This window comes from Clostridium kluyveri DSM 555 (assembly GCF_000016505.1).
GTDB classification, from domain to species: domain Bacteria; phylum Bacillota; class Clostridia; order Clostridiales; family Clostridiaceae; genus Clostridium_B; species Clostridium_B kluyveri.
In genome coordinates, this window is the sequence record NC_009706.1 from 1,710,073 (window position 1) to 1,734,964 (window position 24,892).

At 29.9% G+C, this 24,892-nt stretch carries 22 protein-coding genes and 3 riboswitches; of the genes, 4 read left to right on the forward strand and 18 right to left on the reverse strand.

Annotated features, from left to right (window positions below; genetic code table 11):
* Positions 1–11 precede the first annotated feature (11 nt).
* A complete protein-coding gene (locus tag CKL_RS08010; protein ID WP_012102025.1) occupies positions 12–2,177 on the forward strand; it encodes a YhgE/Pip domain-containing protein in 2,166 nt (721 codons plus the stop codon).
* Positions 2,178–2,255: 78 nt separating this feature from the next.
* Positions 2,256–2,361: riboswitch (SAM riboswitch) on the forward strand.
* A 144-nt stretch (positions 2,362–2,505) separates the two neighbouring features.
* Entirely contained in the window at positions 2,506–3,420 is a 915-nt protein-coding gene (gene metA, locus CKL_RS08015) for a homoserine O-acetyltransferase MetA (RefSeq protein ID WP_012102026.1), read from the forward strand.
* A gap of 82 nt (positions 3,421–3,502) precedes the next feature.
* Here the strand turns inward: metA and CKL_RS08020 are convergent, their stop codons facing one another.
* Positions 3,503–4,684 (reverse strand): trans-sulfuration enzyme family protein, encoded by a 1,182-nt coding sequence (locus tag CKL_RS08020; protein ID WP_012102027.1) that lies wholly within the window; start codon positions 4,682–4,684, stop codon positions 3,503–3,505.
* Positions 4,685–4,783: 99 nt separating this feature from the next.
* Complete coding sequence (gene metK, locus CKL_RS08025) at positions 4,784–5,995, reverse strand: methionine adenosyltransferase (protein ID WP_012102028.1); 1,212 nt, start codon at positions 5,993–5,995, stop codon at positions 4,784–4,786.
* A 141-nt stretch (positions 5,996–6,136) separates the two neighbouring features.
* A riboswitch (SAM riboswitch) is annotated at positions 6,137–6,250 on the reverse strand.
* A gap of 605 nt (positions 6,251–6,855) precedes the next feature.
* Between metK and CKL_RS08030 the strand changes: the two genes are divergently transcribed.
* A complete protein-coding gene (locus tag CKL_RS08030) occupies positions 6,856–7,620 on the forward strand; it encodes a CAP domain-containing protein (protein ID WP_012102029.1) in 765 nt (254 codons plus the stop codon).
* 347 nt (positions 7,621–7,967) lie between these two features.
* Here the strand turns inward: CKL_RS08030 and CKL_RS08035 are convergent, their stop codons facing one another.
* The 11 genes from CKL_RS08035 to CKL_RS08085 all read right to left on the reverse strand — a co-directional run bounded on the left by CKL_RS08035 (position 7,968) and on the right by CKL_RS08085 (position 19,378).
* Positions 7,968–8,570 (reverse strand): thiamine phosphate synthase, encoded by a 603-nt coding sequence (locus CKL_RS08035; RefSeq protein WP_012102030.1) that lies wholly within the window; start codon positions 8,568–8,570, stop codon positions 7,968–7,970.
* Positions 8,567–9,673 (reverse strand): 2-iminoacetate synthase ThiH, encoded by a 1,107-nt coding sequence (gene thiH, locus CKL_RS08040; RefSeq protein ID WP_012102031.1) that lies wholly within the window; start codon positions 9,671–9,673, stop codon positions 8,567–8,569. Before thiH ends, CKL_RS08035 begins: the two co-directional genes overlap by 4 nt.
* 11 nt (positions 9,674–9,684) lie before the next feature.
* The gene (locus CKL_RS08045; protein ID WP_012102032.1) at positions 9,685–10,449 is read right to left on the reverse strand and encodes a thiazole synthase; all 765 of its coding nucleotides are present in this window, start codon (positions 10,447–10,449) and stop codon (positions 9,685–9,687) included.
* A 55-nt stretch (positions 10,450–10,504) separates the two neighbouring features.
* The gene (gene thiF, locus CKL_RS08050; protein ID WP_012102033.1) at positions 10,505–11,305 is read right to left on the reverse strand and encodes a sulfur carrier protein ThiS adenylyltransferase ThiF; all 801 of its coding nucleotides are present in this window, start codon (positions 11,303–11,305) and stop codon (positions 10,505–10,507) included.
* Position 11,306: 1 nt separating this feature from the next.
* On the reverse strand, positions 11,307–11,507 hold the full coding sequence (gene thiS, locus CKL_RS08055; RefSeq protein WP_012102034.1) for a sulfur carrier protein ThiS: 201 nt from the start codon (positions 11,505–11,507) through the stop codon (positions 11,307–11,309).
* Between the two features lie 208 nt (positions 11,508–11,715).
* Positions 11,716–11,824, reverse strand: a riboswitch (TPP riboswitch).
* Positions 11,825–12,525: 701 nt separating this feature from the next.
* Complete coding sequence (locus CKL_RS08060) at positions 12,526–13,497, reverse strand: permease prefix domain 1-containing protein (protein WP_012102035.1); 972 nt, start codon at positions 13,495–13,497, stop codon at positions 12,526–12,528.
* A 4-nt stretch (positions 13,498–13,501) separates the two neighbouring features.
* Positions 13,502–13,837, reverse strand: coding sequence for a PadR family transcriptional regulator (locus CKL_RS08065; RefSeq protein WP_012620482.1), 336 nt, complete (start codon positions 13,835–13,837; stop codon positions 13,502–13,504).
* Between the two features lie 281 nt (positions 13,838–14,118).
* Entirely contained in the window at positions 14,119–15,369 is a 1,251-nt protein-coding gene (locus CKL_RS08070; protein ID WP_012102037.1) for a sensor histidine kinase, read from the reverse strand.
* Positions 15,370–15,375: 6 nt separating this feature from the next.
* Positions 15,376–16,071 carry a response regulator transcription factor gene (locus CKL_RS08075; protein WP_012102038.1) on the reverse strand — a complete coding sequence of 232 codons (696 nt, stop codon included), beginning with the start codon at positions 16,069–16,071 and terminating at the stop codon, positions 15,376–15,378.
* Positions 16,072–16,138: 67 nt separating this feature from the next.
* Positions 16,139–18,679, reverse strand: a complete 2,541-nt coding sequence (locus CKL_RS08080) for an ABC transporter permease (protein WP_012102039.1) — start codon at positions 18,677–18,679, stop codon at positions 16,139–16,141.
* A gap of 24 nt (positions 18,680–18,703) precedes the next feature.
* Positions 18,704–19,378, reverse strand: a complete 675-nt coding sequence (locus tag CKL_RS08085; protein ID WP_012102040.1) for an ABC transporter ATP-binding protein — start codon at positions 19,376–19,378, stop codon at positions 18,704–18,706.
* A 398-nt stretch (positions 19,379–19,776) separates the two neighbouring features.
* On the opposite strand from CKL_RS08085, the gene CKL_RS08090 reads away from it, so the two are divergent.
* Positions 19,777–20,400 (forward strand): helix-turn-helix domain-containing protein, encoded by a 624-nt coding sequence (locus CKL_RS08090; protein ID WP_012102041.1) that lies wholly within the window; start codon positions 19,777–19,779, stop codon positions 20,398–20,400.
* Between the two features lie 32 nt (positions 20,401–20,432).
* On the opposite strand, the gene CKL_RS08095 is transcribed toward CKL_RS08090, so the two are convergent.
* The 5 genes from CKL_RS08095 to CKL_RS08115 form a co-directional block, all read right to left on the reverse strand.
* Positions 20,433–20,816 carry a hypothetical protein gene (locus CKL_RS08095; RefSeq protein ID WP_012102042.1) on the reverse strand — a complete coding sequence of 128 codons (384 nt, stop codon included), beginning with the start codon at positions 20,814–20,816 and terminating at the stop codon, positions 20,433–20,435.
* Positions 20,813–21,892: a radical SAM/SPASM domain-containing protein gene (locus CKL_RS08100; RefSeq protein ID WP_012102043.1), complete on the reverse strand. Its 1,080-nt coding sequence runs from the start codon at positions 21,890–21,892 to the stop codon at positions 20,813–20,815. The genes CKL_RS08095 and CKL_RS08100 overlap by 4 nt, the downstream gene beginning before the upstream one ends.
* Positions 21,893–22,180: 288 nt before the next feature.
* On the reverse strand, positions 22,181–22,876 hold the full coding sequence (locus CKL_RS08105) for an RsiV family protein (RefSeq protein ID WP_012102044.1): 696 nt from the start codon (positions 22,874–22,876) through the stop codon (positions 22,181–22,183).
* Between the two features lie 63 nt (positions 22,877–22,939).
* The gene (locus tag CKL_RS08110) at positions 22,940–24,412 is read right to left on the reverse strand and encodes an MFS transporter (protein WP_012102045.1); all 1,473 of its coding nucleotides are present in this window, start codon (positions 24,410–24,412) and stop codon (positions 22,940–22,942) included.
* The gene (locus tag CKL_RS08115; protein ID WP_012102046.1) at positions 24,409–24,870 is read right to left on the reverse strand and encodes a MarR family winged helix-turn-helix transcriptional regulator; all 462 of its coding nucleotides are present in this window, start codon (positions 24,868–24,870) and stop codon (positions 24,409–24,411) included. The genes CKL_RS08110 and CKL_RS08115 overlap by 4 nt, the downstream gene beginning before the upstream one ends.
* Positions 24,871–24,892 lie beyond the last annotated feature (22 nt).

The window sequence follows — 24,892 nt, forward strand, 5'->3', positions numbered from 1 at the left end:
GGAGGTAGTATATGAAAACCATATTTAAAATTTTAAAAAGAGATTTAATCAATATAATAAAGAATCCCTCAGTATTTATGGTAATTTTAGGATTTTGTATTTTGCCCTCTCTCTATGCATGGATTAACATAAAAGCTTCTTGGAATCCCTATGCTGAAATCAACACCAGAAGACTTCCCATAGCTGTAGTTAACAATGACAGCGGAAGTACCTTCAACAATAAAAATATAAACATAGGCAATGAAGTTGTTAAAGAGTTAAAAAAGAATACAACTCTTGATTGGGTGTTCATAGATGAATGGCAGGGAAATTACGGATTGAATACAGGTAAATATTATGCATTAATTGAAATACCACAGGACTTTTCCAGCAAAATGCTAACCGTAACAACACAAAGTCCTGAAAAGCCTAACATTATATATAGATCTAATGAAAAATTAAACGCTGTAGCCACTAAAATTACAGACTCTGCAAAAACCAACTTAATAAACAAAATAAAAAGTAATTTTATAAAAACAGCCAGCCAGGAGGTTTTTAAGGAATTAAACTCCTTGGGAAAGGATTTAGAAACAGATAAGCCCCAAATTATACAACTAAAGGATACTATTCCTGAAACTGTTTCTAGTATAAATGACATAAAAAAATACATATCAGAAATAAATACTAATTCAGAAGAATTACAAAAATATTTAAACGCACAGAAATCTGATTTTCCTAAGTTGTTACAGCAAATAAATAGTGTTCAAAATATTTTAGCACAAAGCAAATTATTGGTTTTGTCTACCAAACAGACCTTAAATTCAACACAAAATAATTTAAATAATGACATAAATGAAATTCAATCCTTAAATGATCAAATACAGGATCTTCTAACAAATTTAAATAACATAAACAAGATAGATATTGGTTCAAATTTAAATATTACTGTAATAAATCAATTAATTAATCTGGATAACTCCCTCATTAAAAAAATTAACAATACCCTTGAGATTCTGGATTTCATTAATGATTTTCTCCCTAATAAAGGTGCAAGTAAACTTATAGATTCACTTAATACACTAAAAAATTCAGTACAAACTGAAAAAACATATTTAAATAGATTAAAATCTTTAATTAATAGTAATTCCTCTGAAGATAATATTACTTCAGTTATAAATGAACTTTCTAATTTAAGCAACCAAATATCTATGAATGTTGTCTCTCTATCCAACGCTTTTTATCTGGACACTTATCAGTCAATAGACATTGCCACAGACAACTTAACAAATAGTTTAAATAATATAGATTTCATACTGGAATCCACAAAAGTCCTTGTTCCACAATTAAATACTTTGGCCAATTCTGAAATATTAAGCAGTAAGGCTTCAGTTAGCCAGACTAATAATTTAAATAAGAAATTAGAAGATATTCAAAGTAAACTAAATGAATTAAGCTCTAAGATGGAAAATTTAAATGAAGAAAATTTAAATGAAATAATAGATTTTATGGAGAAAAACCCGGATGAACTTTCAAATTTACTCTCATCTCCCATAAATATAAAAAATATTGAGGTTTATAATTCAGGATTATTTGGATATGCAGTAACTCCTTTTTATACCACATTGGCAATATGGGTAGGGGTACTACTATTGTCTTCTATATTATCTTTTCACTGCAAGGATTTTGACGATAACAAAAAACTGACAGTAACACATAAATATTTTGGAAAATTAGCTCTATTTTTAATATTATCTTTCATACAAACTATTATTACTATACTAGGGGATGTTTATTTGCTAAAAGTTTACCCTCAGAGTATGGGGCTTATGATACTGATATCCCTAGCCTGCAGTGTTACATTTACTATTATAATATATACACTGGCATCCATATTGGGCAACATAGGAAAAGCCATTGCGGTAATAATTATGGTTTTTCAAATTGCGGGGGCTGGAGGAATTTATCCTATAGAAACTCTTCCAAAAATATTTAGTACACTTGCGCCTTTTTGGCCTTTCACTTATGCCATAAGAGGATTCAGAGAAGCCATTGGTGGTCCCTTATGGGAAAATGTATATAAAGATCTTATAGCAATAGCTGGTTTTTCCTGTGTATTTTTACTTCTATCACTTCTAAAACGACCCTTGCATAATTTGATAGAAATTTCAGAGCACAAATTTAGAGAATCAGGCCTTTAAATGAAGTACTTTTCATTCAAAATAAGTTATTGACAAAAATAAGCTTTTAGTATAGAATATAGTGTAAAATCAAATTAAATCTTATCAAGAGCGGTGGAGGGACTGGCCCTATGAAACCCGACAACCAACATTTTATTAAAATGTATGGTGTTAATTCCAGCAGATTATTTCTGAGAGATAAGGAAAATAGTTTTAAATTAGTTTATTATAAAAGTTATTTTTCTTACAGAAAAATAACTTTTATTTATTTAACTCCAAAATTGAAATTTGAATAATAAGATTTTTATTTGATTGCCACTAAAACTATTATAATTTAAGGAGGGATTTTATGCCAATAAATATACCTAACAATCTTCCAGCTTCTAAAGTATTAAAGGCTGAAAATATATTTGTTATGAATGAAAATCATGCAGTAAGACAAGATATAAGACCGCTTAATATAATTATATTAAATTTAATGCCCCTTAAAACCGTTACTGAAATACAACTTTTAAGATTGCTAAGTAATTCACCTATACAAGTTGATATATCTTTAATGTATTTAAAGTCTCATAATTCAAAAAATACTCCTGCAGAGTATTTAATTAAATATTATGAAACCTTTGAAGAGATAAAAGACAAAAAATTTGATGGTATGATAATAACAGGTGCACCTGTAGAAAAATTTGAATTTGAAGATGTTGATTATTGGAAAGAATTAACTGAAATTATGGATTGGAGTACCCGAAATGTTTATTCCACTATTTATATATGCTGGGCCTCTCAGGCTGGACTTTACCATCACTTTAAAATTCCAAAATATACTCTGGAACAAAAAATATCCGGTATTTTCTCTCATACTTTAAACGAAGCCAATATTAAACTTTTTAGAGGTTTTGATGATATATTTTATGCACCACATTCTAGGTATACCTTTGTAAAAAGAAAGGATATTGAAAGAGTTCCTGAACTAAAAATAATTTCTGAATCCAAAGAAGCCGGTGTCTATATAGTAGCTACAAAAGGTGGACGTCAGATTTTTATTGCTGGACATCCTGAATATGATACTTTAACATTAAAATCAGAATATGAGAGAGATATAGCACTAAATTTACCTATAGATATACCTCAAAATTATTTTCCAGATGATAATCCAGATAAAACGCCTTTATCAAATTGGAAAAGCCATTCTAACCTGCTATTTTTAAACTGGCTTAATTATTATGTATATCAGGAAACACCTTATGATTTAAATAAACTCTAATAATATCTCATTATAATAAATAGGAGCAAGATTTATATAAAAATTAAATCTGCTCCTATTTATTATAATTATCATTTACCAATTACTGTAATCCGCATTTTTTTAATGCCTGTTTTAAATCTGCTATTATGTCACTGGCACTTTCCAGTCCTATGCTAAATCTAATGTATCCTTCTCTAAACTGCTCTGGATAAAAATTAATTCTCTCATCATTTGGTCCGGTATAGACAATCAAACTTTCGTCATGCCCTAGTGAAACAGCCTGGGTAATCAATTTCAGTGAATTAATAAATTTATTGTGGGTATCTACATCTGCTTTAAGCGCAAAAGCAATTATTCCAGAATACATATTCATCTGTTTCTTGGCAATATTATGCTGTGGATGGCTTTCCAGTCCTGGGTATGCTACAAACTTTACAACTGGATTGGACTCAAGAAATTCGGCAACCTCTAGCGCAGTATCACTATGCTGTTTCATACGCAGCGGAAGAGTTACAACTCCACGCATAATTAGCCATGCATTAAAAGGACTTATTGTCCCTCCAAGATTAACCATGGCCTCACGTTTTATCTTATCTATAAGTTCTTTTTTACCGATTACTGCCCCTCCCATGGCATCTCCATGTCCATTTATATATTTTGTCAAACTATGTATGACAAGATCAGCTCCAAGCTGTAGAGGTCTTTGTAGAAATGGAGATGCAAAAGTGCTGTCAACACTCAATAGCGCTCCAATAGATTTTACAATTTTAGATATTTCTTCAATATCACTTATTTTAGTAGTAGGATTTCCTGGAGTTTCAATATGAATGAGTTTCGTATTTGGCCTTATTGCTTTTTTTATCTCTTCCAAATTAGAAGTATCCACAAAACTTGTTTGTATGCCATATTTATCCGGAAGATATTCATTTAGCAATCTATATACTGCTATATATGAAACATTTGAACAAATCACATGAGATTCTTTATTTAAAAAAGAAAAAAATACTCCAGCCAGTGCAGATACACCGCTTGCAAGCACCACACAGTCCTCTCCCCCTTCAAGGGAAGCTAACTTCTCCTGAAGATAAACTTGATTGGCAGAAGTGTTTCTTGTATATAGTAATTGATCCGCATCACTCCAATTTATAGAAGATGCATCTTCAGGCAGTCTATAGCAATTTGCCATAGTTATAGGACGTCTTATAGCTCCTGTTTCCTTGTCAATTCCATTCCCTACATGAATACATTTTGTTATAAAATCAATATTGTTGTCATCAATCATTTTATACTTTTCCCTCCAATATTTTATGGATGCATAATGCTGCCCGATATCCTCAGCATTATGCAATATTAATAATTATTCCTTTAAAGTACCAATGAATTAAAAACTGCTTACTAATTCTTGGTAATTCTTCTTATAAATATTTTTTATTTCATCAACTTTGTCAAATCTTTCCCATGGAGCATCTATATCAGTTCTTCCAAAATGTCCATATGCAGCAGTATTTTTATATATAGGTCTCCTTAAATTAAGTTCTTTTATAATAGCAGCGGGCCTTAAATCAAATACTTCATTTATAATTTCCACTATTTGATCATCGCTTATTGTTTTACCTGTACCAAAAGTATCTACACTTACAGATACAGGTGAGGCAACACCTATGGCATAAGCTATTTCTATTTCAATTTTATCTGCTATACCTGCTGCCACTAAATTCTTAGCTACCCATCTAGCAGCATATGCTCCTGACCTATCTACCTTTGTAGGATCCTTTCCTGAAAATGCTCCACCGCCATGTCTGCCATATCCTCCATAACTATCAACTATTATTTTTCTTCCTGTAAGTCCGGAATCTGCTTCCGGTCCCCCTTTTACAAATCGTCCCGTAGGATTAATCAAATATTTTGTATGGGAATCTAAAAGCCCACTTGGTATTGCTGCTTTTATAACTTTATCTATTATATCTTTTTCAATTTCATCATAACTTACATTATCTTCATGCTGGGAAGATACAAGTACAGTATCTATTCTAACAGGTTTTCCTTTTTCATACTCTACCGTAACCTGGGTCTTTCCATCAGGTCCTAAATACGGAATTATATTATTTTTTCTCACCTCTGAAAGCTTTTTTGCAAGCTTATGAGCTAATACTATAGGAAGAGGTAAATATTCAGGAGTTTCATTAGTTGCAAATCCAAACACTATTCCCTGATCTCCCGCTCCAATTGCCTCAATATTATCTTTTTCACCATTTCTAGATTCTAGAGAATCATTTACTCCAAGTGCAATATCTGAAGACTGTTCATCTATAGATGTTATTATGGCACAACTAGCTGCATCAAATCCAAATTTTGAATTACTATATCCAATATCACTTATGGTTTTTCTCACTATCTTGGGTATATCTATATAGGCTCTGGTTGATATCTCCCCCACTAAAATTACAATTCCAGTATTAACAACTGTTTCACAAGCAACTCTGCCATTCTCATCTTTTTCAATAATGGCATCTAATATGGCATCTGATATTTGATCGCAAATTTTATCTGGATGTCCTTCTGTAACGGATTCTGATGTAAATAATCTACTCATTTTTATTACCTCCAATTCATTACTCAATATAAAATAGCGAGTCAATTCTATATATTTTTCATTATCTTATGGGGTTTTAGGTTTACCGTTAAAATAAAAAACTTCCTTGAAGAAACTTCAGGAAGTTTTTATCCTAATCGTCTCTTATCTATCAGGCTTTTCATATTAATACCTGCTGGAATTAGCACCATGAAATAAAAATCTTCTGGTTGCCGGACATCATAGGGCCAGTCCCTCCGTCTCTCTTGATAAGAAATCTATATTTAATTAACTCATTTTTGATTTAAATACACTATAAAGCTTTTGAAATATTTTGTCAATATATTTTATTATAGATAATATATTTTGAATATTCCGATATATGAATATTCTTCCAAAAATATTCATAGAAATTAAATTTTATAGATTAATTATAATTTATAAATAAAATATAAAATTCTATATATATTTTTTTCAAAATATTCATATTAAATTGATATGTTTTAACTTACCATTTACTACTACTTAATCATGAATACACCTACTTAAATTTCACACTTTGATTATATTGTAAAAAATCTTATAACAAGGCTAATTCTACAAAAAGACTTTTCATTGGGGCATTATTAAAATATTACCTGTTATATGCATTAAAGGAAAAAATTATTGATTTTTATTCATATATATAGATGTATATAAAAAATATTACTTTAGTACCATAATATTCTGATAATTTTTAAAAATGTTTGTAATTCATTTATAAAATAGAATTAATTTATTCATATTTATTATTTATACTCTAAGATAAGTTTTTAATAAATATGTAAAAACTTAATATGAAATTTAATATGATTTCATAAAAATTTTAGGGGGTTTACTTTATGAATAAAAAAATCAAATTGTTAATTGCGTCACTAATTATTGCATCAGGCATACCAGCTGTTATTCCTACTATAGCAAAAGCAGCATCAAACACTTGCAGTAATCCAGTAGTACAACAAGTTTCATTGAAATGTAATTTAAGTAACTATTCTAATATTAAGAATTGTCTTAAAAATTGTACAGTTGTCACTTCAAAAAATGCTTGTAAAAATAATAATTCTACTACTAAACCGACAACAAACAACAATGAAACCAGTACTACTAAACCAACAGGGAATACCGGAAATACCGGAAACACCGGTAATACAGGAAATACTGGACAAACTTCCACTACCACTAAACCGACAGAAAATAGCGGACAAACTTCTACCATAGGTGCAGAAGCAAATGAAGTAATTAGATTAGTTAATGTAGAAAGAAGTAAAAATGGACTATCTCCGCTTAAGGCCAATGCTGAATTATCCAAAGTAGCCACAGCAAAAGCTCAAGATATGATTGACAATAGTTATTTCAGTCACACTTCTCCTACATACGGCTCACCTTTTGATATGATGAAGAAATTTGGTATAAGCTATACAGCAGCGGGAGAAAATATTGCTTACGGACAAAAAGATGCAGCAGAAGTAATGAATTCCTGGATGAATTCTTCAGGTCATAGAGCAAACATATTAAATTCTAATTTCACAGAAATTGGAGTCGGAGTTGCTAAAGATAAAAATGGAACTCCATATTGGGTTCAGATGTTCATAAACCCCGGAAAATAAATCCAACAACAAAGCCCAAATTATTTTTTAATATATATCACATAAGATCGCTAAATCACAATTTAGCGATCTTATTGTAATTTATAACAATTTTAACTATAGCTTATTAACAATTGTTGAAATGTAACCTGAATTTTTCCAAAAGCATATATTTAAAAGCTGCCATCATTTAAATATATGTTTTATGACGACAGCTAGTAAATTTAAAACTAAATATCAAGATTAAAATATGATTTGTATTGCTTCTTCCTGCTCCTGAGTGATAGTGCCATCAGATACCAGATTATCTAGTGGATTAGACACTTTATTATATATTCCTTTACTAAATATAGTTATATTATATTATATTATCTTACTAGAAGTAATTTTAAATTTTTAACTACTTTTCCACCATCATTGGTCATTGCAGAAGACATAATAGCAGCGCCACAGGCTCCGTTTGATAAAACATCCTTTAAATTGCTACAATCAATACCCCCTATGGCTATTATTGGTATCAAAATGTTTTTGTGCATTTCCCTAATAAATTCTAAACCTCTGCCTTTTAAACCTTTTTTGCAGTCTGTTTCAAAAATGTGACCTGCCAATAAATAGTTAGCTCCTAAACTTTCTGCTTTTTTAGCTTCCTCAATACTGTGTACCGATACTCCAATTTTTAGTTTTTCATAAATATTATTTTTAAACTTAATTTTTTTAAATATTTCATAGCTGGTGTGAAATCCAAAAGCTTTAATATTTAAAGCTATATCAATATTGCCATTAATAATTAAAGGAACATTATATTTATCTGTGATACTTTTAATTTTTTTACTCATACTTAGTAGGGATGTATAAGATAAATCTTTTTCTCTTAAAATTATACCATCAGCACCATTCTTTACTACATTTTCTACGACATTATAAATGCTATCTTCTTTAATTAAATTTCTGTTTGTAACTACATAAATCATCTTATTGGTTCCCAATCTTTAAATATGGGATTATATCCCATGCTTATTATATCATTTTTAAGTTCTTTTACTGATCTACTATCTGCAATATCAAACTGCCCTTCACCTTTATCATTACTAGAATGACCACCTACTTCTGTAGAAACGCCTGCTGACATTTTGGTCACTCCAATAGGAATTAAATTATTTCTAAATTCTGCTCTTTCTCTTGTAGTTACATTAATTCCTGCTCTTTGAACAAATATTTTATAAGCTAGCATAATCTGAACAATATTTTTATCGGTAACTTCATAGATATCATTATAACTTCCAGCATGAGGTCTTATTCTAGGCATAGATAAACTTAGTTCCACATCTGGATAATTCCTTTCTATGTAAGCTCCGTGCATTCCAGTGAAAAAAGCCTCACTTCTCCATTTGTACAAACCCAGTAGGGCACTTATACTTAAAGAACTGATTTTTGCTCTACATCCTCTTTCAGGAGCATCTAATCTAAATTTATAATCTTTTTTTGGTCCTGCTAGATGAACTTTACTATATATATCTTCATTGTAAACTTCTTGATATACAGTAAGACTATCAACACCTGCATTAACAAGTTCAGCATATTCCTCTGTATTTAATGGATATACTTCTATACATATTGAACTAAAATATTTTTTTAATATTTTCACACAATCTTTAATATAAGATACCGGTGTATGATAAGTAGACTCTCCAGTCAGTATTATAATGTGTTTCAATCCCGTTTTTGCTATTGTTTCTGCTTCATTTTCTACTTCTTCAAGAGTCAACTTTTTTCTTTTTATTTTATTTTCAACATTATATCCGCAGTAAACACATCTGTTTTTACAATAATTTGCTAGATACATTGGCGTATATAATACTATACTTCGTCCAAAATTTCTTAATGAAATATCCCTTGCTTTTTGAGCCATCTCTTCTAGAAAATTTTCAGCTTTGGGAGAAAGTAATGTTAAAAAATCATATTCATCTATTCTATCTTTTCCAAGCACAGTTTTAATTTGATTATCTGTTACTTTTTTAAAACAATTATCAAAGTCAAAATTTCTATAATTCTCAATAACTTCATAAAAACTCATTAAATCACATCCTATCTCAAGAATCCTGTAAGAGGAGATGAAGCTTCTGCCATTAACTTTTCTTGCCCTAATTTAGCTAAGAATGCTTTTCTTCCACTTTCCACGGCAAGTCCAAAAGCTTCTGCCATAAGTACCGGATTTCCTGCACTAGCTATAGCTGTATTAACAAGTACTGCATCAGCACCCATTTCCATTGCTTCTGCTGCCTGTGATGGTTTCCCTATACCTGCGTCAACAACTATAGGAGTTGCAATTTCATCTATTATAATTCTTATCATTTCTTTTGTAGCAATTCCTCTATTAGTTCCAATAGGTGCACCTAGAGGCATTACTGCTGCTGCACCGGCATTAACTAATCTTTTAGTATCCATTAGGTCAGGATTCATATAGGGTAACACGATAAATCCTTCTTTTGCTAATACTTCTGTAGCTTTAATAGTTTCATAGTTATCAGGTAATAGATATTTATTATCTGAGATAACTTCTATTTTGATCCAATTTCCACATCCAGCAGCCCTTGCAATTCTGGCCAACCTTATGGCTTCTTCTGCATTTCGTGCTCCTGATGTATTAGGCAGTAATATACAATCTTTATTAATGTAATTTAACATATTTTCTTCTTTTGAAGTGATGTCAACTCTTCTTAATGCAATAGTAATGACCTGAGATTTAGATTTTTTCAATATTCTAGGTATAATACTATTTGATGAATATTTACCTGTTCCAATAAAAAGTCTACTTTTCACTTCTGTTCCACCAATTATTAAATTGTCCATATTTATTTCCTCCAACACAATCTATTATAGATAATTAAAACTTATCTTTATTAATTTACTCTTCTCCTAAAATAATTCTCAATACTGCATTTGCCTGATGATTTGCAGCTATAGCAACTCTTGGGGCCATTAGTCCACATCCAGGTTTAGCCTCATTTTCACCATCACCAACCAGATAAAAATTATCTTTTATTTTTTTAGTTTTTATTTTATTGCTTGAAAAATATCCTGCCATTCCTGATGCCACAATAATTTTTTTATCTTTTAGTTTACTCAGTGAAATATTTGCAAGCATTGCTTTGCACTTAGGATTGTCAAAAGCTTCAACTATTATATCTACATCTTTGAAAACTTCTACAATATTGCTCTCATCTAAATATATATTTGCCTTTTCAATTTTCACATATGGGTTACAATCTTTTATAATTTGTTCCAATGCATCAGTTTTTTTCATACCTAAATGTTTTATATAGTACTGCTGTCTATTTAAATTGCTTGGCTCTACTACATCAAAATCAACTAAAAGTAATTTGCCTATTCCTACCCTTGCCAAAGATAAAGCTGCATTTGAACCTAATCCTCCAAGTCCTGCAATTCCAACGGTATATCTTTTTATTTTCTGGTGTACACAAGGTGTATGCCTTGCCATAAGCATTGCTTCCATTTCGTCTTCTTTTGGTATTTCACCTCTTTTTATAAATACTACTCTATCTTTTTCTTTTAAAGTATAATCTTTTTTAATGATAAAACCATTGTATACAATTATATCTGCATCATTTTTCATTAATTTTTTTAATTCGTAGACTGTCGTATTTTCCTTTATATTAGCTTTCCTTTCGTTTACATAAATAATCATTTTAGCCACCTCCAACAAAACGTATTATTTCAACTTTTGAATTAGTAGAAAGCTTTGTTGATAAATACTTGTCTTTGGGAATTATTTCAAAATCAATTTCAACTACAACGATATCCAAATTAATTTCCAGACTATTTAGCAACTCTATGACACTAATATTGTCCTCTACTTCTAATTCTTTTCCATTTACAAGAAGTATCATTTTTCTCCTCCTTTCTAAAATTAATTGAGAAATACCAACGATATGCTATTTACGAAAGTGCTTAAACAAAAAAGGAAGCATTATTGCTCCCTCATAACTTTCAAATTTAAATTTGTTAAATTATAATCTGCATTATAGCCTTCTGAAAAAACAAATACTACAATGTTAACAAAAATAATTCAAAAATCACAAATTCATAAGGAATTTGTGATAACAAACCGTATTTCCCTACGTTGGCATTACCCAAATCAGGTTATGAGGGTAAGGGATAACATCCCATTCTCAGACTGTTAATACAGACTCCCCTTAAAGATATTAAATTTTAATTTTTTATAATACCAATTTATCACAATATGGATTTGAAATCAAGTTTATGAATAATTTGTTTACAGATGTATCATGTAAATTCCAATACAAATTTTATTTTTTAAGAAGATATTATAATGGCAAAACAAAATTATTGGGAATTTAAAAAATATGGAGTACAGGATTAAGAAGTTCCAAATATGACAACGAAGCTAAATATGGTAAAGTACTTACCTTGGGAAATATAAGCTGCATATGATGATACTACCTAGTTTCAAACAGCTGAGAATTTATCATTAAACTTATTATATGCATAGAACCAAAATCATTGAGTCACTTACTAATGAGCCTATAGGTTTCAATTCCTTATAGGTAGTCTAAAATCCCATTTATATATTATTATAACAGGGTTTATGAAAATATCAACATGTTAATGAAGTGTTAATAAAAATCACAAACCCTTATTAAATCTTATTTTTTAAGTTCATCGAACCCCCAGTTTTTTTACACTATTGGAGGTGGACGAAAAATCTATTCAGTCCTCTCAAAATTTCTCAAATTAAAATCTATACTATAACTGCACCTTATTTATCCATGAATATTTATTATTAGCCATCGCAACTATATTTATCTTTTTCCTCGTAAATACAATCACTTATATTAATGAGAAAGTTTACATATTAATTGTATCACCATAAAAGAAAATGAAATATTAATCTTTTCGTTTTTTGATAATACTGTAAACTGAGCTGAACATCCCAAATAAAATACCAGTTATAGGGAATATAATCCAATTAATATACCATTTATTAAAAACAAGCCCACTAACTAAAAAAATACACACCGCCAAAGGCCATAGTATAGCAGCAACTGCACCAATAACTTTATTATTTTCTACATTTTCTTTTGAAAAATTATCAATCCTTAAAAGAAATGTAAAACTTTCTTTAATACTTCCATAATATATAAATATAAAAACAGCAATTGCTATTATAATAAGTAAGACAATTACTCCATAGATAGACGCAGTATCGCCAAAAACAGATGCTGCAAAAATTGAAACTGGAGATAAAACACAAAGACACACACCTAGTATTAAAGATACCATATAAGTTGATGTAAAACCATTATATCTCTGCTGCAATAGGGATTTTACAGAAAGGGGCACATTAAAACCTTTTTTCAAATATTTATATCTCTCAGACTTCATACCGGAATAAATAAATAGAGCCACTGCAGGTACGATCATAACAAATAATGTAATAAGGCCAATCATATATCCTGTATCTTCAGAAAATCCTCTGCCAATAATACCTTCATCTACAAGAGTAGTAATTAATATTAATAAAGCAGTACCTGTAATACACAAAAACACACCTATTCCCACTAATATACCTGTTTGTTTTTTCATAGTCATATAATTCTTTACTTCTTCCTCAGTAATAGTTGGAAAATTCATCTCATCTTCATGAAGATTAACTCCAAGTTCACCGATTAATTCATCAATATTGCCAAACTCTGAAATTACAATACCAATAGCTTCATTTTCTGATTTTTTCTCACTTTTTAACTCATTGTACTTTTCCTCCATATTAATCAATAAATCATTTTTTAGTTTAAATAGTTCATCTGTTTTTGGAAGGGCGGCAAATACATTGTCCAAATAATTTTTTATAGTTTCCATTTTGTTAGCTCTCCTTGATAAATTTATTTATTACTTCTTTTGTCAAATCCCATTCCCGACACTTTTCTTTATAATACACTCGACCAAGAGGAGTAATTCTATAATAAGTACGTCTTTTTCCAAAGGTTTCATCCTTATAAAAAGACTCTATATATTTATTTTTTTCAAGTCGATTAAATGTTGAATAAAGAGTAGTTTCTTTTATAATATACTTATCCTCAGATAACCTTCTGATATTTTTTGATATTTCATATCCATAAGATTCATCCTCTAAAAGCATAAAAAGAATGATTATATCATTATATCCCCGGATAACATCACTACTTATCAAAGAATTCACCTCATTTTACTTTATCTGTCGTAGTAATTTTATTATAACACAATTACTACGACAGATAAAGTACTTTTTTAGATTTAAAAAATATTAGCATCTTAAATTCTGTGTGCTATTAATATAGAATGTTATTTATTTGATTTTTTATCTTTAACCACCATTATAACTATAGCGGCACAAATAATTCCTCCTACCAGTAAAAAATCAGAAATCATACACATTCCTTTCTTCAATAATTGATATAATTTATTATATATAATCCTCTTAATTTTTGATATATGGATAAATCAAATGAACCTATTTAAAAAAACAACCTCAAAGGTAGTTCCTTTACCTATTTTACTTTTTACATTAATCATGCCCTGATTTCCTTCAATTATGGATTTTGAAAGTGCCAGCCCAATTCCAATAGATTCTTCACTTCTATTTGTTCTTCCCTTATAAAATCTCTCAAATATATGTTTAATTTCTTCCCTGTGTATTCCTTCGCCATTGTCCTTAACCATTATTCTAGAACATACCTGAGATTTCTCCGTAAATACCTGAACTTTCCCACCTGGTTTAGTGTGCTCAATGGCATTCTTAATTATATTTATAATAGCTTCATTTATCCAATTTGGATCATGATTAACCATAATTTCATTCTCTTCAGGATAAAATTCAACTTTAACATCTGCACTTTCTGACTTTATTTTAAGTGATTCTATAGAAGCTGTTACAGTTTTATTTATATCATTACTTTTTATTTCAAATCTTACTGCTCCTACATCAAGTCTTGCAAGTTGAAGCAAACTCTTTACAAGCCACTGAATTCTATTTAGCTGATTCTGGCTAATCCTTAAAAATTCAATTTTCTTTTCTTCATTTATTTTTCTATTTAAAAGTATGTCATTATATATTATCAAAGAAGAAATAGGAGTTTTTATCTGGTGGGATATATCTGACAGGGTGTTTATTAGAAAATTTTTTTCTTTCTGAATTTGAATTAAGTTATTTTTTAAAATAGTTCTCATATTGTTAAATGTATGAGCAAGCCTTGCAAATATACCCTCAGTATTTTCATAAATACCTACATCAAAATTGTAATCTATTACATTTTTTGCTGCAAACATAAGACTCTCCAGCTTTCTATACATTTTTACATATTCCATGCTATTTATTAAAAATACAATTACAAAAAAACATGCCATAGAAAAAAGCATAGATTTACTCAAAGTACTATAATCCTCTTTTAATCCAGGTAATAAGTTTATATTTAAATTTTCCTTATAATCATACTTATTCAGTATTTTTATTCCAAATTCAACATCTTTTAAGCTGCTTTCCTTTGTTATTACGGGCACCACTTCATCCTCAAGTTCGGGGTGAATTCTTACTATTTTTCCTATTAAAGCTGCATTGTTATTTATATAATCTTTTTTCACCATTTCATAACCTCTATGGAGAATAAAAGAGTTCACTGCTATAAATACCATTGCCAGAATCAATATAATGCATGAACTCCTCTTAATTTCCGGATTTTCATAATACAAAATCATATTATTTTACTCCCTTTCAACTTTTATATCCCACTGGTACCCAAAGCCTCTTTTAGTTTTTATGTACTCAGGATTTGAAGAATCCTGTTCTATCTTTTCTCTTATCCTTTTTATATACACAGAAAGAGTATTTGTGTCAAAATACTCCCCGCTTCCATCAGTTAAATTATCCAATATCTCTTCCCTACTCATGACCCTTTGGGCATTATTCATAAATAGTAAAAGAAGCTTATATTCCTGCATGGAAAGTGCTAAATCATGTCCTTTTTTATAGGCTTCCAATGTTTCTGCATTTAAAACTATATCTTTGCATCTAAATATTTTAGGCTTATAATTATTACTTTCTGTTCTCCTTAAAATAGCTTTAATCCTAGATACAAATTCCTTTACCCTAAAGGGTTTTGTTATATAATCGTCTGCTCCTATATCCAGTCCTAAAACTACATTTACTTCTTCATCACAGGCAGTTAGAAATATAACTGGAACCTGACTTTTTTTACGTACATATTTACATACATCATATCCATTTCCATCTGGAAGCATTATGTCTAACACCAAAATATCAAAAACTTCACTATTGAAAGCCTCTACTGCTTCCCGAGCATATGAGCATTTTACAACATCATATCCTTCATCCATAAGTGTAAATTCAATTCCAAGGGCCAGTGCTTTATCATCCTCAAGAAGCAATATTTTACTCAAATTAGCCACCTCCACTAAAAATTATATTTTAAAATATGTGTTGTAATAATCATCCGATAGATTACAACTAATCTTCTTCTCTTATGACATCTATTATATTTTCTTTTTTAATCTTTGATAGAGGTTTAATTACAGATATGAGTCCTATAAGTATTGCAGCTATTGCACTAATAAATATCATATTCCATGGGATAGTCCATGTAAAATCCATAATTTTCCTCATGGAAAAAGACAATGCATAAGATATTAGGCTTCCTACAATTCCTCCATAAAAAGCACCATATAATCCATATAGAACTCCTTCTGTTAAAATCATAAACCTTATATTTTCATAAGTCATGCCAAGCGCATTTAAAGAGGCTATTTCTTTTCTTCTTAAAGTCAAGTTTGTAGTTATAGTATTTATTATATTAACGGCTCCTATGAAAGATATTACAGCTATAAAACCGTACATAAGAATTAAAAGCTGAAGTGAATCCGCTCTCCTTGACTGATTTATTTTAACTATATCTCTTAATTTTGCCCCATTACTATCACATAAGGGCTGTATGAATTCATTAAATTTATCCTCATTTTCCTCATCTTTCAATGTTACATCTGCTGTTTTAATTGGGAGGTTATCTGTATCTTTTCCGGTTATATTTTTCATAACATCTTTTGTCATTATTATATGGAAAGCCCTATTATCACCATTATAAAAATAATAAGGTTCACTTTCCACTACAGCTGCCACTTTAACCTTAACCATGTTGTAATTTGCTAAATTGGAACCATTATTCTCTTCCGTATAATCTTCACCAGTCATGCCCTTATAAATTATGTTTTTATTTATATAAAAGCTGTCACCAACTTTTAAACTGACAATTGGCCCATTATAATATTTTTTATTTACAGTTATTATATTATTTTTAACTAGGATAACTCCATTTTCCTGTTTCATGTAATCAGTATCCATTTTACCATATTTTATATAGTTTTTAATACTCGTCATTTTATCCTTGTCATATATGTCAATAACCGTATCCAGAGAATTCATATCTTGATTTTCAAAATTTACTTTTTTATATATTTCAGGTGCGTTTTTAACTATATAGCTGTTTCTTTTGTCATCAGAAATAAAAATATTCGATGAATAGGTTCCATAAGATATATATGCTTTATCTACAAAATCATTTTTCTTTATTTTATTTATAATATCAGTCTTAAGGGAGCTATCACCACTTTTATCAATTATACCAATAACCTGAAAATGCATTTTATCACTTTCAGACGGAGCTTCTGTGAAATTTTGCATCATACTTATAAAAGAGGAGAAAAATATAAATAAGGCTATACTTATTACCATGGAAAAAACAGTAACCCTGAACTTTTTCCTATTTCTTTTTATATTTTTAAATGCCATAACACTTTCCACATTTAAAAAATTTTTAAGTATTCTTCCCCTGTTTCTATTTATCTTTTCCCTTGATATATACGCCCTACTGCTTATGGCAGCTAAAGGTGACACTTTCCCTGCAGATCCTGCAGGAATAAATGCAGATACATATACAGCTGCTAATCCTACCAGAACACTTATAATAAGTACATAATATGGAATTACTATTTTTAAAGCCCCAAATAGTGTATCTGACATTATGCTAAATACTTTACTTACCACAAACATTGCAAATATTCCCCCTAGAAGTCCCAGCGGAATCCCCACAATACTTATTATGGAAGCTTCTCTCAAAACTATTTTTCTTATCTGGGAAGGTGTGGCTCCCACGGCCCTCAAAAGTCCAAATTGTTTCATTCTCTCCATTACACTTATTTGAAATGAATTATATATAACTGCTATAGTAGCCATTATAATTATAACTATTACTATTGCTGCCGTAGAATACAGACTTCTATTCAAATCATTGCTGCCTTCGCCTAAGTAATCCAATAGATGCTTATTACTTATGCAGTTTTCCTTAAATTTCTTACTTAACTCTTCTACGGTATCACGTATTCCTGCACTTTTATATATAGTCATATATATTGTTGATCTTTCTATATCAAATTTATTTGAATAGGTCATTCCCAAAGCAGTGCCACTGTACTGAGTTTGAATTTGATTTGGAATAATTCCTGTAATTTTAAAATTTTTTACCTCTCCATCAGCTGTTCTTAATTTTACAGTATCACCTATATTGGGAGAATTGTCCATATATTTAAATATCCAATTCTCAAATGCTATTTCCCCTTCTTTCTGTGGAAGCCTTCCTTTAATCGCTTTATAATAGTCTGGCAAAAGCTCTAGAGAATTTTTATCGAACTTATCAATTTCTATCTTTTTGCCTCCATTTGCATCACATTGAAACCAGTTTTCCTGAATACCTATGCTGTCAATTTTAACATTGTTTTTTAATTCATTATAACCCTCATCACTTATATCTGAAATTTTAACATGAAATCCACCTTCTGATTTTATGGTACTTTCAATAAATGAATTTTGCAAGCTCTTTATAAAAAGTCCTACAGAGGTTATTAGGGCTACAGAAAGTATTATTCCCAAAATAGTAAGCACTGTTCTCTTTTCATTATGTTTTAAATATTTATCTGTTATTTCCTTATAGCTTTTCATGTATTTATCACCCCCTATTTAAATTTACTCATTCCATTTTATCTCCCCATCACTTATGGTAATTATCTTTTCTGCTTGCTCAGCTACATTCATATCATGGGTTATAACAATCAAAGTTTGATTATATTTTTTAGAGGACAATTTTAAAAGTTCTATAACTTCTCTGCCATTTTTACTGTCTAAATTTCCAGTAGGTTCATCTGCCAGAATCAAAGCAGGTTTATTTATAAAAGCCCTGCCAATGGATACCCTCTGCTGCTGACCTCCCGAAAGCTGGGATGGAAGGTGCTTTATCCTATCTTTCAATCCCAGCATACCTATTACTTCATTTAAATAATTCTTATCCACTTTTTCCTTATCTAAAAGTGCAGGAAGAGATATATTTTCCTCCACATCTAAAACCGGTATAAGGTTAAAGAATTGAAATACAAAGCCAATATTTCTCCTTCTGAATATAGCCAACTTTTGTTCATTTAGTTTATATATATCCTCACCATCAACATACACCTTGCCAGATGTGGGCCTATCAAGTCCACCTATGGTGTGGAGAAGGGTGCTTTTACCGGAACCGGAAGCTCCCATTATTGCTATAAATTCACCTCTATTTACAGTAAAGGATACATTTTTTAATGCCTCTACCATGTTTTCTCCTTCACCATAGATTTTTGTTAAATTTTCAACTTTCAATATATCACCCATAGCTTTTCCCCTTTTTCTATAATTTGTTACAGATAATCATCTTTATTTTCATTATATTTTTTCGGCTGCACTATAACAATGACTTCAATCTTACAACCTAAATATGAATCTTACATTTTTGTAATATTTATATTTCCATAAGCTAAATATTTTCAATACTGTTGAATTTACTTTAATTTATGAAAGCTCCGGGAATTCCCAGAGCTTTCATAAATATTTTTACATATTTAGGTATTTGACCAGTACTTATGCCAACCTGTTACTGGAGATATTTTAGACAATTTTCGAGTAACGTAAGTAGCTTTTTTAGAAACTTTTATAATATAATATCTTTTTTAGAAATAAAATATGGTTTTTATTGTATTTATTATAAAATATACTTGGGGGTTGGTACAATTATGAATTTTGCAATGAGACTTAGAGAGCTTAGAGAAGAAAACAATTTAACCCAAGGAGCAATTGCTTCAATTTTAAATCTCACCAAAGCAAATATATCAAAATATGAACTTGGAAGACTACAACCTAATATTGAAACACTGAAGCTTTTATCAGATCATTTTAATGTTTCAATAGATTATCTAATTGGCGTAACAAACATAAAAAAAGTGGAATCCAATTACCTGTCAAGGATTCCTATATTTCAAATTACTAAAAATCATCCATCACTATTTATCGCTGAAAATATCAGCGGATATGAATATTTTGACAAGCCTGAAGAGCTTTCTAAAAATTACTTTTTCTTCAAAATTGAAGATAACAGCATGTCAAATGCCCGTATATTTAAAGATGATTTAGTGTGTATTTATAAACAGGATCATATAGAAGATAATAAATTAATGCTTATACAGGTTAAAAATATGGGTATTATACTAAGGAGAGTATTAAAATGTGGAGATAGCTTAATAATATTACCAGAAAATCATAAATATAGACCTATAGCCTTATCTAAAAAAGATCTAGAAGAAGATTCTTTCAAAGTTATTGGTAAGGCAGTTTATGTTAAATTTTATATACACGAATAGGCAATAATCCAAATTGACTATTCGTATCTTCTCTAATATCCAGCTTCCTTATAAAATATAAAATTTTCATCTTCATAATCAAAATCCATATGACATAAAGTACTATAGATACTACTTATTTCATCTGACACTGAACCTTCATAAAATATAAATTCATCATTACCAATTATTTTCTTATACATATCTGGCAACTCGGAAATATCCTCACATCCGTAATCTTCTAATATTTCATCTAATTTAAATTTTGATGAGTTTGAATAAATAATAGAGGCAAACTCATCAGCTAACCCTCTCAGAAGTGAATCTTCAGGTACTTTCATCATATTTAATATTTTTTCCTTTGTCAGTTCATCTTTTACACCTAAGATAAAACTTGACGAAGAACTATTGGTAACAAAATCCATTCTTATTTTCATAATTTATACATTTCCTCTCTATTGCACAATATAATACTTCTGCATAATGGGCATCCTCCCATGCAATTAACTTTTTCCCTACAATTGGGACAGGATCTTTTTAATTTATTTCTAAAACTTTCAAATATATCACTATTCCAGGCATCACTTATACTTTTACTTTTTAAGTCCACAGACCATTTTAATTCCTGATCAAAACTACAGGGCAGCGCTTTCATATCCGGGGTAATATACATTGACCATCTAGCTGCTTCACAGGTATCAATACTATAAATATTAAAATTACTATTAAAATTTATTAATGCCGGTACACTACAGCTGTCAAAGCCTATTTTGAAAGGATATTTTTTTGACATTATATTACTAAAGAAATTTTTCACAGGTATATCTTCATATTTTAACACTTTATCTTCTCTGCCCATGCCCACAGGCTTATGTAACAAAAATATAACTGCATTTATACCTTTGGGAAAGATATTATTATCAAGCATGTATAATGCTTTTTCAATACTTTTATTATTCAATACATAATGAATATTAACTTTCATGCCAGAATGTATAAACATGTCTATGGCCTTTGTAGTATACTCGTGAAAATACCACGAAACTGCAACTGCACCACAATATTTCTTTGTTAATTCCACTTCTGTCTCATTTAACAAAAATCCTGAGGTAGTGTAATTGGGAACAATATTATTTATCCTTGTATACTTTAATATTTCATCAAAATTTTCATGTTTATTAGGATCACCTCTTCCTCCAAGGGCTACCTGAAAAGTTTTTCCTTTTATTTCATTTATTATTGTAATATAACTTTCTAAACTCATATTTTCATCCTGTATATTCATACCATCTTGATAGCATTGAACTCCTGCCTTTAAGCACAATCCAGATTTCCCATGAACACAATGGCCCATAATTCCTATATCTATAAGTTCGGGAAAAGAAGATTGAAATGCTTCTATTCCGGTGTCTTTTCCCCTGTCATCCAATATTCCTGTTCTCATATAAAATCCATTTTTTGTATTAAATATGGAAATAAAATTACAATTTTTATCAAACTTTTTTAATATCATTAAGCTCTTTACTCCTTTAATTTACTCTCATGAAATGATTCTAAGGCTCAGATGAAGTTTGCTTATGAAGAGTACTTTTTCCAATGGTATATAAATATTATAGTATCTTTTTTAGATACTATCAATATGTTAATAGATATTTTTTCTTAAATAGATACAACGTGCTTAAATGCCACCTAAAATAAGGTAACTATTTTAGCTATGCTGTCACCACAACTTGAATTTTAAACACAGCAAGAAGAGGTATCTAAAATAAGAATACCCCTTTCATTAAAAATATTAGCATTTCTATATCAATTTATTTATGGGACCAACGGGATTTAATATATTTACTATTTTCTCATATGGAATTTCTATTTTAAACAGTCCGTAATAATAAGGTGTATATTCATAAATTTGATAATAAAGCACTAGACTATTAGGAGTTAAATAAAATTGCTGATTTTCAGTGATTCCGTTATATTCATTAATTAAAGTAATGTTATTTTCTTTGATATATTTTTTTGCTAGAGGATCTAAAAAGCCTTTATAATATACCTTGCTATTAAAAAGATCGCTGAAACTATAAATTTGGCCAGTTTTTACATTGGCTGTCATGGAAGAATACAGAGTAATACCGTGAGCGGCCCTATTTACATAAGTATACATACTAAATAATATGCTTAAAATCCCATTCTTATTTAACATTACTTCATAATTTCCAAGTACTTCATTAAAATCTACAACTCCGATTTGAAGCACCTGCTTTTTAAAAAGTTCACTTACCTGATTTATAATTTCATTATTAACTTTATCCACACCACTTCCTTTACAATTTGAAGGGTCTATAAATGGATATTGTATGCTAAAATTATCAGGGGCAAGCTTTTGTTCCTTCAGTTTTATGGATTTTTTAAGATCTTCTTTGTAAGTATCATTACGATAATAAGGCTCTTCAATTTCAAAAGGATATTTATATTTATGAGGATACCTAAAGTAAATCATTCCGGATTCCTTTCATATACACGCTTTCACCCTCTATTATATTCTTCTAATTTAAATAATATGTCAAATTGCATTATCTTCCGATGTTTTTGATTTTTTCATTTTAAGTTTGATTTCATCTCCTTTATTTCGATAAAACCTTAAAGCTGTAATTGCAACTCCCACTAAACATAAAATTCCAGCAGATATATATACCCATCTCATTCCATAGATAAATATATCATCCCTGCCCTTAACATAATCCACTACCCTATATCCAATCCTGTAACTCATTCTATTATACAGAAGTAAAGTGGCAACAGCTGTACCTAAAACCAACCCCAGATTTCTAATAAGTGCATTTACACTTCCGGCTATACCAAGTTTATTTTTAGATACAGTTGACATAACCAGTGAATTATTAGGGGATTGAAACATTCCATTTCCTATAGTCATAACTACTATATATACTACTAAAATAATTAGAGAAGATTTTTCACTTAAACTAGATATTAAAAATAGACCTATGCTTGTAAGCAAAAGACCTATTAATGTAAGTATTTCCGAGCCAATCTTATCTGACATATATCCGCTAATAGGAGCCACTATAGATAATACCACAGGAGATACCATCATAAATAGTCCTGTTGCAGCAGGTGAAAATTTTAATACATCCTGAAAATAAAAGGGTAATATTATATTTGAAGCACCAATACAAATAAAAGAAATAAAGGCACATATTATACTTATAGAAAATAAGCTGTTCTTAAAAATTCCAAGTTCAAGCAGGGGAACTTGTATTTTATTTTCCACAATAATAAATATTACAAAGGATACAAATGAAATAATAAAGGCACTTATTACAAAAGGATTATTGTATCCTATGCTCTGGCCTTGAAGCAGTGCTCCAAACAAAAGTACTATAAATACAGTAAATAGAAGAGAGCCTTTTCTATCTACTTTTTCCTCAACTACATTATGAGATTTTGGTAGTACTTTCATTGCCATTATAAATACAATTATCCCAATAGGCACATTGATTAAAAATATATATTCCCAGCTTACAGCAGAGACAATTAGTCCTCCAATAGGTGGACCTGCCATAGAACCCAGTGCAACAAAAGTTCCTATCAGCCCAAGTGCTCTACCCCTTTCATGTTTTGGAAAAACCTGAGTTATAATTCCTTGATTGGTGGCCATTGTGGCAGCAGCTCCTATTGCCTGTACAACTCTTGCGGCTACAAGTAAAGGTAATGAATCCGTGAGCCCACATAAAAAAGAACCTAATGTGAAAACCACCAATCCAAACTTAAATACTCTCGTTTTTCCTTTTATGTCTCCCAGTCTTCCAAATATTAAAATGGTAGCTGAAATGGTTATAAGGAAACTAGTAACCACCCATGAAATCTGTGCCATATTAACATTTAGTTTATCTGACATATTAGGTAGGGCCACATTTACAATGCTTCCATCCAGCGTGGCCATAAAAGTAGCTGAAATAACAGTAAATAAAATTATCCATCTTTTTTCATAGGTTTGATTTTCAGTCTTATTCAATTCTTTTTCATCCTTTCACAGTTTTTCTCCCTATATTTTTTGCCATTTTCTAAAATTTGTTCTAAAAATTCTATAGATATTTTAACCTTCTTCTTATCATTTCCCTCTATTAAAATATCAATCCAATTGTGAATGGTTTCTATGATTTCAGGAATTATATTTCTCGCTTTATCCGTTATATAGAGTTTATATGCCCTTATATCTTCCTTATTTTCCTCTTTTCTTATATAACCCAAGGATATTAACCTTTTAATGGTTCTTGCAGACATGGATTTATCTACACTAAGCTCTCTGCTTATATCACTTTGACTTATACCTTCCTTTTTACTTAATACAAGTAAATAGGGGTATGTACCTGTAGTAAGATTATATTTTTTTAGTTTTTTATCAATATAAACCTGGGTACATCTATATATATTGTTAGTTAACTTAATTAAAGTTTGTGCTTTATCATTCAATTCTACTTTGCCCCTTTCATTA